Origin of the sequence: Pedobacter ghigonis (genome assembly GCF_903166585.1) — a bacterium.
Taxonomy (GTDB): Bacteria; Bacteroidota; Bacteroidia; order Sphingobacteriales; family Sphingobacteriaceae; genus Pedobacter; species Pedobacter ghigonis.
This window is the reverse complement of the sequence record NZ_CAESCM010000008.1, coordinates 211,520-224,392: the sequence shown is the minus strand read 5'-3', so window position 1 is coordinate 224,392 and position 12,873 is coordinate 211,520. Positions and strand designations below refer to the sequence as shown.

Genomic DNA, 12,873 nt, shown 5'->3' with positions numbered 1-12,873 from the left:
ATGAAATATTTATTCTCATCTCTTTTACTTTTATCCGGGCTCGCTTCTTTTGCTCAGGATACTAAAACGATTAAGCAATCTGGAAACCCGATTTTTAAAGGCTGGTATGCCGATCCGGACGCGGCTGTTTTCAATAATAAGTACTGGGTTTACCCCACTTACTCTGCCCGTTACAAAGAGCAGGTATTTCTGGATGCATTTTCATCAGATAACCTGGTAACCTGGAAAAAACACCCACATATTTTAGATACAGCAGCTGTAAAATGGGCCAATAAAGCCATGTGGGCTCCGGCAATAGTGCAGAAAGACAAAAAATACTATTTGTTTTTCGGTGCCAACGATATTCAGAGTGATAAGGAGATTGGTGGAATTGGGGTAGCAGTGGCCGATAAACCTGAAGGACCTTACAAAGATCACTTGGGTAAACCTTTGGTTGATAAGTTCTACAATGGCGCACAACCTATTGATCAGTTTGTGTTTAAAGATAAAGACGGTCAATATTACCTGATTTATGGCGGCTGGAAACACTGCAATATTGCCAAATTAAATAAAGATTTTACCGGTTTCCTGCCTTTCGAGGATGGAACTATATTCAAAGAAATAACTCCCGATAATTACGTAGAAGGACCTTATATGTTCATCAGAAATGGTAAGTATTATTTCATGTGGAGCGAAGGCGGCTGGACCGGACCCGATTATTGTGTAGCCTACGCGGTAAGTGATTCGCCATTTGGTCCATTTAAAAGGGTAGGTAAAATTTTACAGCAAGACGCAACAATTGCGAGAGGAGCAGGGCACCATTCTTTAATCATCAATGAGAAAAAAGGTAAATATTACATTGTTTACCACCGCAGACCACTAACAGAAACTGATGGAAACCATCGCGAAACCTGTATCGATGAAATGAAATTTGACGCAGATGGCAATATCCTTCCGGTAAAAATTACCAACGAAGGGGTTAAAGCGCAAAAATTTAAGTAATTACCGTTCAGCTGGGAGTTTTATTTGATTTCCAGCTGAACTTCACTTTCCTCCAAAACCGTTTTTACGCGTGCTTTATTGAGTGTTTTAAAACCCCAGGTACACAATAAAAGCATACAAGCAATTCCTAACCAAAGCCAGTTGTAACCCAGGTTTTTGGCCACTAAAAATCCAAAATAAGGACCTGCAAGCTGTGCGCACGACCAGCTCAGAGTATAACCTGCTGCATATAAACCCCTGTTATGCTCATTGCTTCTGCTAATTACTATGGTATTAATGAATGGTAGCGTAAGCATCTCTCCACAGGTAAAAACAACAATGGTAAGTACGGCGGCAATAATATGGAAACTAATCGGCGCACTTAAAATGATATAAGAAACAGAGAATAAAACCGCACCAATAATAATAAAGAACATTGGTGATCTTTTTGCCTCAATCTTATTGATCATTACCATTTCAAACAGCGCAATTACAGCCCCATTTATACCAATAATAATACCTATAGCAAATTCATTAATGTGCCATTGCTCCTTAAAAAATACGGGAACAACCCTGAACATTAAAAAAGCACAGGTAATAAAAAGAGTAGTAAGCAGAATAAATTTGATGTAAAAAGTATCCTGCCAGGGTTTCATAATCACAATATTACTGGCATTTTCCCTGGCCTTTTGAATAAAACCTTTCACCTGGGGTAAAAAAGATAGAATCAATAAGCCAACAATGATGCTCACTCCGCCCTCTACAATAAATAAAAGGCGGTAGTTAATTGACGCAATAATACCAGCCAAACTAATACCTACCGACCAGCCAATATTAACCGCCAAACGGTTTAAAGAGTAAGATCGCGTTATAGTGTCTGCTTTGGCATAATGTGCAACTGCGGTAAAGTTTGCAGGACGAAAAGCCTCTGAAAAAAAGCTGATTACAACGGCCAGGACGCAAAGGGTAGAAAAATGCGTAATGGTAGAGAAAAGAATAAAAAGTAATCCACTGATAACGGACGAAATGATCTGTACTGGCCTGAACCCAATCATATCGGTCAGTTTTCCACCGGTTGCTGAACCCAGAATAGAACCTGCACCAAATAAGGTAATAATCAATCCGGCATCCATTGCTGATCGATGTAAACTCTGGGTAACATACAAACCCATAAACGGAACAGCCATGCTGCCACAGCGGTTAAACATCATTACAATGCTCAGTAGCCAGGTTTCGCTACTGAGACCGCTAAAAGAAGCTTTATAGGTATTAAAAATGAGTTTAAACATTGGTCGAGCTTAATCAGACAAAAATAACAAAGCATTACTGATTTAAAGGCTAAAATTAGACTTGTCTGGCTCTTTTTACAAAAACATGCAGGTTATTACTTTTAGAATTTTTAGCATATTTCGGCTGTATTATGCCCGAATATTTATATACTTCTTTATCTTTCAAGAATCTTATTTTAGTCTTAGTGTAATCCAATTAAATTCACGCCTCAAACGCAAACGCCAATCGAAAAACTGCGTAACATCAGTAACTATATTTTAAAACCAGACCATTTTCATGACCAGCTGGCTCCTGCTATTGCCGATTATACCACGCTCCTTTTCGATATTGGTGCCATACAGCCAGACAATGTTGTAGACAGGGAATTTATTGAGCTGCCTTACGGCGATGCCATTGGGACGTTTTGGGCTGCTTTTTGTGTAAAAGAAATTTTCAGAACGCAACGTTTTTGCAGGGGACTTTATTTAGCCATCAAAGACAAGCTGGCACAAAAAGAAGGTCCGGTTCAGGTGCTTTACGCAGGTACAGGGCCTTTTGCAGCGCTGGCATTGCCGGTTATGATACAATTTAGTCCTGAAGAGGTTCAGTTTTCACTGTTGGAAATCAATCAAAACAGTTACAACAAACTCCTTGATGTAATTGCAGCTTTTGGCCTGGAAAGGTATATAAAGCGCATTGAAATTGCCGATGCGACCACTTATGTTTTACCAGATAAAGAAATTGATATTGTTTTAAGCGAAACTTTGAACCGGGCCCTGATTACTGAACCTCAGGTTTTTATTATGCTCAACATTGCTAGTCAACTGGGACCAGATGTAGTTTATTTACCGCAGGAAATTAAAGTAAACCTTAGTACTAAAACAAGAAGTGAGAAAACACCGACTAATCTGAAAACCCTGATCAATTTTGACTTGGCCTGCATGAAGCATATTATAAGTAATTCTAATCAGGGCGAGTGGCTTTTTGACGAGGTAAAATATGACATTGGTGACTGTGAAACAAAAGACCTTTATTACACTACTGAAATTAAAGTGTACAAGGATAATTTTTTAGGTTTTCGGGACTCATCCCTCAATTTACTGGAGAAGGTAATGTTAGATGAAAAAGATTCAAAAAATCTGTTCTTTCAATATAGCGCTACCCAACGCACAGGTTTTAAGGTGAGTACCAGAAGCATGAAATTGAAATAGTAAATAGGAGAGCCTGTAAAGAGGCCTCCTTTTATAAAAACGATTTTTTAATTTAAAGATTTTACCCAAATTAGAGGCAGAAATAGGATATGCCGCCAGAGAGAAAAACCCCAATTGTTAAAAAGCCTGTTACCCGTAAAGCTGTTGTCCGAAAACCGGCGGTCAGGAAACCTGCAGCCAGCAAAAAAAAACAGACTAAAATTCCTGTACAGCTTAAAATCGCCATTGCAGCTCTGTTGCTGGTTTTACTTTCCCCACTATATTACGGTTATATTTTGAAGGGTTTTGTAGCTACCTGGCGTTGGGTTAAAGATTGGGGGCAAGATCCCAACTACCGCACATACGAGAGTTTTAATATCAAAATTCCTAAAAAATATACCGTTCACGGCATCGATGTTTCCTATTACCAGGGCAAAATAAACTGGCCCAAAGTAAAGTCGATGAAGGAAGATGAGGTGCAAATCAGTTTTGCTTTTATCAAAGCTACAGAAGGCGTTTTAATGGTCGATCCATACTTTCAGCGCAACTGGCGCGAAGCACCTAAATCCGGTATTATTTGCGGAGCCTATCATTTTTTCAGGCCTCGTAAAGATGGAAAAACACAAGCTAAATTCTTTTTGCAGGTGGTAAATGTAGAGAAGGGCGATTTGCCTCCTGTGGTTGATATTGAATCGCTGGATGGTGTTTCTCCGCTAAAAATGCGCGCCGAACTGTCCGATTTCCTGAATTACGTAGAACTGAAAACCAAAGTAAGGCCAATAATCTATACCGGACTTAAGTTTTATGAAGATTACCTGGATACTCATTTCAGCGATTACCCTTTGTGGATTGCGCATTACTATCAACCTAAATTACGACTGGATAATAGCCGCTGGAAATTCTGGCAACATTCTGATAAAGCCAAAATAAACGGCATTGGCCATGTGGTAGATTTTAATGCTTTTAACGGTGATAGTTTGGCACTGGATAAGATGCTGGTTCATTAGTAGTGGTTCATTTGTTCATTGATCATTAGTTCATTCATCATGTCGCAAAAAAAAAGTCGGTAGGTTAAGTTTTAAGCCCTAATAAACAATTAGTTAAATTGTTAATATTTGAGCCATAACTATTGGCAATAGCTTTTAGGCATAAGTTAATAAACGTATAATGCTTTCTTTGAATAATTTGCGCTGAAAAAATAACAACTATGCATACCAATAAACAAATGACTATTGAACCAATGAACATTATATGGCGTTGGCAAGATCCAATGAACAAATGACTATTGAACGAATGAACTAAACCGTCCAGCTTTCGCATTTTTCTAAGAAAAATTCATCTGCTTCAGCACCAATACCAATTTCATCTGGTACATCCAAAAAGTAGCCATTATAGGTTAATCCACCAACAACCGGATCAACCAGGTGGCCTAATAAAGCTGTATCAAGATCAAAAAACTCTACATTCGGGCTCGCGTATGCGAAATGCAGGTTAGCACTTAGTGCAATTCTGGTTTCGAGCATACTGCCAATCATGCATTTAACACCGGTTTGCAAAGCCTCTTCGTGTATCTTCTGTGCTTCTAAGATTCCTCCAGATTTAGAAAATTTGATGTTCAGGTAGGTTGTCGACTGGCTGTTAATCAGTTTTCGGGCATCGTGGTGGTTGTAGCAACTTTCATCGGCCATTAGTTTAATTGGCGAATTGAGGTTAAGTTCGGGTAGTTTGTCATCGTACCAGGTGCGCATGGGTTGTTCGCAAAATTCAATATTATATTTTTCAAGTGCACCCAAGGCAAACAGGGCATCATCAAAACTCCAGCCCTGGTTGGCATCCAGGCGTAAGGTTATTGCTTCGCCAACAGCCTCGCGGATGTGTTTTACCCGTTCTATATCATCATGGACGTTTTTGCCCAGTTTAATTTTAAGGATGCGGCACCCCTGGCTTTTATATTTTAATGCAGTATTGGCCATTCCTTCAGGTGTGTCAATACCAATCGTCATATCGGTTTCAATGATACGTTTTTGTCCACCTAAGAATTTGTATAGGGGTAAATTGGCATGTTTAGCCGCAATATCAAACAAAGCCATGTCAAAAGCACTTTTAATGGTGCTGTTATGATCGGCATAACCCAGCAAATCATTCATTCGCTCCGGAATATCTAACGGATCTTTGCCTTTTAAAATGGCGGCAAAATCTTTAGCCATAGCAATACAGGTTTCCTGCGTTTCGCCTACAATCATCGGGAATGCAGAACATTCGCCAATGCCGTGGATGCCTGCGTCGGTGTAAATGCGCACCAATACATTTTGTGCAAAGTGCATGGTACCTGTTGCAATCACGAAAGGCTCCATGGTGATGCTAAAGCGGTATATTTCGGTATGGGTGATTTTCATGTTTTTAAGGCTTGAGGTATAAGGCTGAGGGTGTAGGATTTATAGGTTGTCTAATTCGAAACGTTGTCTGTCCTGTTCTATCATTGCTTTTAACTCTTCCTCTTTCGGTAAGTACAATAGGTATTTGCTGGCAAAAAGTTGATTTTTGTCGCTTAAAACGGAATATTTTACTATCGTTTCATCTTTTTCGGTACAGAGTAACAGGCCAATGGTCGGATTGTCGCCGTCGTTTCTTTTCAAATCGTCGAACATCCTAACGTACATGTCAATTTGGCCAATATCCTGGTGACTTAAACTTGTCGTCTTAAGATCGATAATCACAAAACATTTTAAAATGTAATTGTAAAACACAAGATCGATGTAAAAGTCTGAAGTATCTGTAGCTATATGCTGTTGACGGGCAACAAAGGCAAAACCTTTGCCAAACTCCAATAAAAATTTTTGAAGATGGTTTATAATTGCAGATTCTAAGCTCCTCTCTGTGTTTTTAATATCAGGATTCAATCCTAAAAATTCAAATATATAGGGATCTTTAATGTAATCCTGAATATTGGCTTGGGTTTTAATTTCTTTTGGAGCTGCTATAGCTCTTTCATAAGATAGGGAATTAATCTGCCTCTGTAGTTCTCTACTGTTCCAGTTAGAGGTTATAGATTCATTGATGTGGAATTTTCTTTTTTCTTCAGAATCTACTCGGGATAAGATCCGATAATGCGTCCAGCTCAATTCGGTACGCAATGCGTACCAAATCGGAAATGCAGAATAAAACGACCTCATATTATTCAAATTTCGTTCGTCGAAGCCTTTTCCAAATTCTAAAGTTAATTGAATTGAGAGATTTTTCAACGTTGCTTTCCCGTAATCTGCACGCAGTTTTCCCTGTTGTTCGTCTTCAACAATAAGTTTTCCAATTTGCCAGTATGATTCCAGCAGTGCAGAATTTGCGGCACGGAATATTTTTAAACGAGATTGGTTTACAATCTCTCTTATGGCATTAAATAACTCATTTGTTGTCAACTCCATTCATCAAGCAGATTTCTCAACTAAAGTATAAAAACAAAAACTAAATAGAAACAGGTTTGTAGATTATTAATAGATTTACGCTTCAAATTAAAACTCCATTTTCCCTGTTGCTAACATGTCAGAAACCAATAATTTAATCCACGCTTCTTCACCTTATTTACTACAACATGCCCATAATCCGGTTGATTGGTACGAATGGGGGACAGAAGCATTAGCAAAAGCCAAAGCCGAAAACAAACTGATTTTAGTCAGTATAGGTTATTCTGCCTGCCATTGGTGCCATGTAATGGAACGCGAAAGTTTCGAAAACCACGAAGTAGCCGAAGTAATGAACCGGCATTTTGTGTGCATAAAGGTCGATCGTGAGGAACGTCCCGATATCGACCAGATTTACATGTACGCCATTCAACTCATGACCGGCAGCGGCGGCTGGCCATTAAATTGTATCTGCCTTCCCGATCAGCGTCCGATTTATGGAGGAACTTATTTTAGAAAGAACGATTGGATCAATATCCTGGAAAATGTGGCTGGCTTATGGGCAAATGAACCTGATAAAGCCATCCAATATGCCGAAAGGCTAACTTCGGGTATCCGGGAAAGCGAAAAGATAATTCCGGCAGTTAACCAGGATGATTATACCAAAGAACATTTGACTGAAATTATCGAACCCTGGAAACGTCATTTCGACATTGGTTATGGTGGTTACAACCGGGCACCAAAATTTCCATTACCCAATAACTGGGTGTTTCTGTTGCGTTATGGATTTTTAAACGACGATCAATCTGTTTTTACAGCTGTTTGCCATACCCTCGAAGAAATGGGACGCGGTGGTATTTACGATCAGATTGGAGGTGGTTTTGCCCGTTATTCAGTAGATGATAAATGGCACGTACCACATTTTGAAAAGATGCTTTACGATAACGCCCAATTAATCAGTTTATATACAGAGGCATATCAGTGTACCCGGTTCAATTCCTTTAAACAAATTGCAACCGAAACCATTGAATGGGTTTTTAACGAAATGACTTCGGCTGATGGCTTATTTTATTCGGCCCTGGATGCAGATAGCGAAGGGGTGGAAGGTAAGTTCTATGTTTGGGATAAAGCGGCTTTTGATGCTGTATTAGACAGTGATGCTGCTTTGATAGGCGAGTACTACAATGTTACTGAAGAAGGCAATTGGGAAGAAGAGCAAACCAATATTTTGCGTAAAACCGTTAATGACGATGATTTAATACATAAATTCGGGATTGATACAGAAACCCTGTACAATAAGGTAGAAGCTGCCAAAGCTAAACTAATGGCTGAGCGAGATAAGCGTGTTAGGCCTGGTTTGGATGATAAATGCTTAACTGCCTGGAACGGCATGATGATTAAGGCCCTGGCCGATGCTGCAACTGTTTTAAGCCATAAACCTTATTACGACAGGGCTTCGGCGGCAGCCAGATTTATATTAACTAACCTGAGATCGGCAGAAGGTGGTTTATACCGCAACTATAAAAACACAAAAGCATCTATTACCGGTTTTCTCGATGATTATGCTTTTCTGATTGAAGCTTTAATTGCCCTGTACGAATATGATTTCGATGAAAAGTGGCTGGATGAAGCAAAAATATTAGCGGATTACGTAATCGCCAATTTTACAGATACAGATTCGCCTATGTTCTTTTATACCTCTGCTGAAGGGGAAGATTTAATTGCCCGTAAACACGAGGTAATGGATAACGTAATTCCGGCTTCTAACTCTGCCATGGCACAGAACCTTAAAAAACTTGGACTGCTTTTTGATTTGGAAAGTTATACCGAAAAAGCTGCAGAAATGCTAGCTGCGGTAGAACCTAAAATTAAAACCTATGGTTCGGCTTATTCTAACTGGGCCATACAGTTATTAAACGAAGTTTATGGTACAAACGAAATTGCCATTACCGGATTAGAAAGTGAAGTGATTAAACTGGCATTAAGCGGACATTATATTCCGAACAAAATTGTGTTGGGCGGAACAAAAAGTAACCTGCCGCTGTTAAAAGGTAAGCAAAGCAATGAAACAAAAGTTTATATTTGCCGAAATAAAGTATGCCAGTTACCGGTTAACACTGTTGAGGAAGCATTAACGCACATACAATAAAGAAAAATAGATGAATATTTCACCAAACTCAGTAGTCGCATTAACTTACGAATTGCATACTACTAACGAAGAAGGACAACAGGTTTTTGTAGAAAAAGCCGATGAGCAAAATCCTTTAGTATTTTTATATGGCGTAGGCATGATGTTGCCTAAGTTTGAAGAGCATTTAACCGGCTTAAAAACTGGTGATGAATATGCTTTCGAATTATCTGCTGAAGATGGTTACGGAACAATTGATCCAGGTGCTTTTGCTGATTTGCCAAAAACCATGTTTACTGAAGCTGGTGGCGAATTGCCAAATGTTGGTGATGTGATTCCTTTGCAGGATAACAATGGTAACCAGTTCAGAGCAGGCGTTACTGCTGTGCACGAAGATACCATTTCTGTAGATTTAAACCACCCAATGGCAGGTAAAAACCTGGTATTTAATGGTGTGATTTTAAACGTACGCGAAGCTACACAAGATGAGTTGGCTCATGGTCACGCACACGGTGCTGATGGTCATTCAGGTCACTAAGTCATAAATAAGCGATTTCAAAGAAGTCAAGTTTAAATAGCAACTTTGCCATTCAAACTTGACTTCTTTCGTTGATATCCACGTTTAATCCTCGAAAACCTCTTCCAATACCAGTGTAAAGCCCGGTAAAATGCTGGTAGTTACCTCCTCGCCGGTGGTAAGTAATTTGGTAGGCTTAAATTTACTATCCTCATCAAGAATATACCTGAAAAATGTTTTATCAGAAGTACTTACAATCCAATATTCTTTAACACCGGCTTCTTCGTAAACTTCATATTTGTTAATCAGTTCCTTTTTATTGTTGCCTAGTGATAAAATTTTAACCACAATATCGGGTGCACCAATACAACCCCGCTTATCCAGCTTTTCATGATCACAAACTACAACAATATCTGGCTGAACTACAGTAAAAACTTCTTTGTTATCTTGTGTTTTCTTAGCCAGACGTACATCAAAAGGATCAGTGTACACCTGACAATGTTTTCCTTTTAAGATGTTATAAATTGGACCAAAAATATTGGTTAATACGCGCTGGTGAAGGCGTGAAGGAGCAGGACTCATTCTGAAAACATGTCCTTTAATAATTTCCAAACGCTCTTCAAAAGTAAAACGCAAATAATCGGCATAGCTATAATAGCCAGCGAAATCTACCTCGTTAACAGTTTGAATAGGAGGAAGTTCTTCCTCAGTTGGATATGGTTTAATATTTTTCGTAGTGGCGTTAACCAAATATAATAAATATTAAACGATTGGCTAAAAATCGATCTTCAATCGCAAGCCACCATTGGTAAGATTCAGGTTTTCTTTAGAGAAAGTTTTCATGGGCAACCTTAAAAAAGGCTCAATTGAAATGTTATTCTTTTTCGAAATTTTCTGTTTATAACCCAGCGAGAAATTGTAAAACCCAATGTATTTATCCGGATCTATATTATTTTCGGGCTGCGGCTCAGTTGTTTTCTCCTGTACAATCAGCATTTTCTGATCGGCCAGACCATTTGCTGTAGAATAAGAAACATTTTGCACCTGATTAACGATATAATTATTCTGCTGACTGTTGTTGATTACAGCTAATGCCGAAATACCAACACCGGTATATAGTTTATCGCTGATGTTATATTTTAATTCCAAAGGAATGTTTATTCCGCGCACTTTGGCATCAACTGAGGTTAAATTTTTGCCCGATAAGCTTTGCGGAGCCTGAGCATTCAGTGATTCGGTGGTACTGATTGAAGCATAGGAAACACCCGAACTGATCGACAATTTATTGGCTATAGCATAAGATAGGGAAACACCATAGTTCATGGTTACCTTATTGTCATTTCCCATCGAAGGGGCCACATACACATCAGGTGTCCATTTAGATGGCTGGCCTGTTTTTGAAACCGGCTTATTTTGATTATCACGACTATCCTGTGCCAGTAAATCTTCAAATTTCAATCTTTGAACAGGAGCAGGTGCAGTTTTCTTCTGCGTGCTTAAAATATCTATAGGTTTAACCGGGGAATTAGCCAGATTAATTCCTTTAAGGGTATTATCGAGTAGGTTACTGTTGGTTAAACCAGTTTCTTCAGTATTTTGAAGCACAGCATAGTTAGTGCTTTCAGCTGCTAAAGGTTTTGTATTGCTTGTATTTTGAGTATTTCTGTTAATGCTTAAAAGTGCTTCGTTAGTACCATTAAGGGTGGTTACAGGTGCAGGATTTTCTTTAATCTCTCTGGTTTTATCAACTTTTAGTTGAGTACCCTTGTCATTCTGCTGTTTAGTATAAGGTTTAACAGCAGCGATCTCATTTTTTTGTTCCTGGGAGTTAAGTGCAAAAAATACCCCGCCAAATACAAAAATTAAGGCAGCAGCGGCCCATAACGGCCAAAATGCAATCCGCCGTTTCTTTTCTTCTTTTCCTGAAAAGCGCTCCCAGGCCCCCACAGGATATTGTTCCTCGTGGCTTTGAAGCTGTGATTTGATATGCTCAATTAATTCCTTATCCATTTTTTTCATATGAATTAACCAAGGTATTTAGGTAAAGGGTACGTAACTTATTTTTAGAGCGTGTTAAGTAAACACGGCTCGAACTCTCGGGGATATTCAGCATTTTCGATATCTCATCGTGTGCAAAGCCTTCAATTTCATATAAGTTAAATACCAGTCTCTGCGTATCTGGTAAGTGATTTAGTAAGTTCAAAATATCATTAACATGAAGTTCGGAGGCTACTGAAACGTTTGTAACCGGATGTTCGTGTTCTGCCAGATCATCAACATAAAACTGAATTTTTGAACTCCGTATTTTATCTATAGCGGTACGCGAAGCGATCTGCGCAATCCAGCCCTTAAACGAACGCTGTAACTCTTCGGGGTTTTTAGGCGGTTTGAAAGTGCCTACATGCTTGAAAATTTTGATAAACGTATCATTTACAAGCTCTTCACTATCCGAAGGATTCTTGGTATACCTTAAAATAATGCCCATTAAATAGCCATAAAATGATTTATACATCATTTCTTTACAGCCATTGTCGTTTTTTACACAGCCTTTTAAAATTTCCTCAAAACTGAGTATTTTTTTTACCACTCCTGTAAAGGACTATTTGTTAAAGGTTTATCATGATTGATTTTTACAAATTTAAGAAAATAACACTGCCCAAAATTGATGTGCAGTGTCATTTTCAATTTTCCACAGGTAGAGTAGATTATTTGTTTGTCATAACCGACAAACCAACTCCCGTGCTATCGGTTTTAGATGATAACCCTTTAGCCCAGATCGTATAAATTTTTCCTTTTTCAATTTTTACTGCAGGCAAAGTAACTTTAACTGTTCCACCTTGTTTTAACTGGAAAGTGTAGCTATCGTTAGGTGCAATGTTGGTAAAGGTTGTAAATTCTTTAAATGCTTTTGCTGTAAATAATGGAGCTTCAGTGCCGGCAATAGCTAAATCAAAGGGGCTAGAGCCTGGACTTAAGTTTACAAAACGAACTTTAGCTTTGTCGGTTTCAGGTGCTTTTAAATCGTCTTCCAAAACCAAAAGTTTGGTCGATTTTAAAGTATCAACCACGAAAACAGAATAAAAAGATCCTGATTTTAAGGTTGCTGTAGCAGTAGTTAAATATTTTAATGAATCTTTTTTAGCTACTCCAACCAATCTCGTGCCTGGATAAGCAGCATAGTAACCTAAATCTTTGTTATAGGTAAAGCTGTTTATTTTTTGGTTGTCGAGGATGAAATCTAAGGCTGCTGTTCCTGGCGATGCGTGTACAAAGCCAATACCGGCAGCTTCGATAGGATCGTTGTTAAAGTCTTTTTTACAGGCAGTTATAGTCAGTGTAATTGCTAGGAGAGAGAAAATAATTTTAGTAGTGATACCGAAGTTTTTCAAATTAGTTTTCATTTTAATGTTTTAA

At 38.6% G+C, this 12,873-nt stretch carries 12 protein-coding genes; 5 read left to right on the top strand and 7 right to left on the bottom strand.

Annotated elements, in window-relative coordinates; translation table 11 throughout:
- Positions 1-981: a glycoside hydrolase family 43 protein gene (locus HWV58_RS13500; RefSeq protein WP_175634608.1), complete on the top strand. Its 981-nt coding sequence runs from the start codon at positions 1-3 to the stop codon at positions 979-981.
- Between the two features lie 20 nt (positions 982-1,001).
- On the opposite strand, the gene HWV58_RS13495 is transcribed toward HWV58_RS13500, so the two are convergent.
- Positions 1,002-2,249, bottom strand: coding sequence for an MFS transporter (locus HWV58_RS13495; protein ID WP_175634607.1), 1,248 nt, complete (start codon positions 2,247-2,249; stop codon positions 1,002-1,004).
- Positions 2,250-2,759: 510 nt separating this feature from the next.
- Here HWV58_RS13495 and HWV58_RS13490 point away from each other — a divergent pair.
- On the top strand, positions 2,760-3,440 hold the full coding sequence (locus HWV58_RS13490; protein WP_175634606.1) for an SAM-dependent methyltransferase: 681 nt from the start codon (positions 2,760-2,762) through the stop codon (positions 3,438-3,440).
- Positions 3,441-3,529: 89 nt separating this feature from the next.
- Positions 3,530-4,426: a glycoside hydrolase family 25 protein gene (locus HWV58_RS13485; protein WP_175634605.1), complete on the top strand. Its 897-nt coding sequence runs from the start codon at positions 3,530-3,532 to the stop codon at positions 4,424-4,426.
- 291 nt (positions 4,427-4,717) lie between these two features.
- Here HWV58_RS13485 and HWV58_RS13480 read toward each other — a convergent pair whose 3' ends face one another.
- Both HWV58_RS13480 and HWV58_RS13475 read right to left on the bottom strand, forming a co-directional pair.
- Positions 4,718-5,815 (bottom strand): mandelate racemase/muconate lactonizing enzyme family protein, encoded by a 1,098-nt coding sequence (locus tag HWV58_RS13480; RefSeq protein WP_175634604.1) that lies wholly within the window; start codon positions 5,813-5,815, stop codon positions 4,718-4,720.
- 39 nt (positions 5,816-5,854) lie between these two features.
- Entirely contained in the window at positions 5,855-6,838 is a 984-nt protein-coding gene (locus HWV58_RS13475) for a PDDEXK nuclease domain-containing protein (RefSeq protein ID WP_175634603.1), read from the bottom strand.
- Positions 6,839-6,953: 115 nt separating this feature from the next.
- Here HWV58_RS13475 and HWV58_RS13470 point away from each other — a divergent pair, with 115 nt between their 5' ends.
- Together HWV58_RS13470 and HWV58_RS13465 are read left to right on the top strand one after the other, a co-directional pair.
- Complete coding sequence (locus HWV58_RS13470) at positions 6,954-8,963, top strand: thioredoxin domain-containing protein (RefSeq protein WP_175634602.1); 2,010 nt, start codon at positions 6,954-6,956, stop codon at positions 8,961-8,963.
- 10 nt (positions 8,964-8,973) lie between these two features.
- On the top strand, positions 8,974-9,480 hold the full coding sequence (locus tag HWV58_RS13465; protein WP_124561265.1) for an FKBP-type peptidyl-prolyl cis-trans isomerase: 507 nt from the start codon (positions 8,974-8,976) through the stop codon (positions 9,478-9,480).
- Between the two features lie 84 nt (positions 9,481-9,564).
- On the opposite strand, the gene HWV58_RS13460 is transcribed toward HWV58_RS13465, so the two are convergent.
- The 4 genes from HWV58_RS13460 to HWV58_RS13445 all read right to left on the bottom strand — a co-directional run bounded on the left by HWV58_RS13460 (position 9,565) and on the right by HWV58_RS13445 (position 12,860).
- Positions 9,565-10,209, bottom strand: coding sequence for a Uma2 family endonuclease (locus HWV58_RS13460; RefSeq protein ID WP_235972729.1), 645 nt, complete (start codon positions 10,207-10,209; stop codon positions 9,565-9,567).
- Positions 10,210-10,233: 24 nt separating this feature from the next.
- Complete coding sequence (locus HWV58_RS13455) at positions 10,234-11,469, bottom strand: hypothetical protein (RefSeq protein WP_175634601.1); 1,236 nt, start codon at positions 11,467-11,469, stop codon at positions 10,234-10,236.
- The gene (locus tag HWV58_RS13450) at positions 11,462-12,046 is read right to left on the bottom strand and encodes an RNA polymerase sigma factor (protein WP_175634600.1); all 585 of its coding nucleotides are present in this window, start codon (positions 12,044-12,046) and stop codon (positions 11,462-11,464) included. Before HWV58_RS13450 ends, HWV58_RS13455 begins: the two co-directional genes overlap by 8 nt.
- A gap of 118 nt (positions 12,047-12,164) precedes the next feature.
- Complete coding sequence (locus tag HWV58_RS13445; RefSeq protein WP_175634599.1) at positions 12,165-12,860, bottom strand: DUF4397 domain-containing protein; 696 nt, start codon at positions 12,858-12,860, stop codon at positions 12,165-12,167.
- Positions 12,861-12,873: the final 13 nt, after the last annotated feature.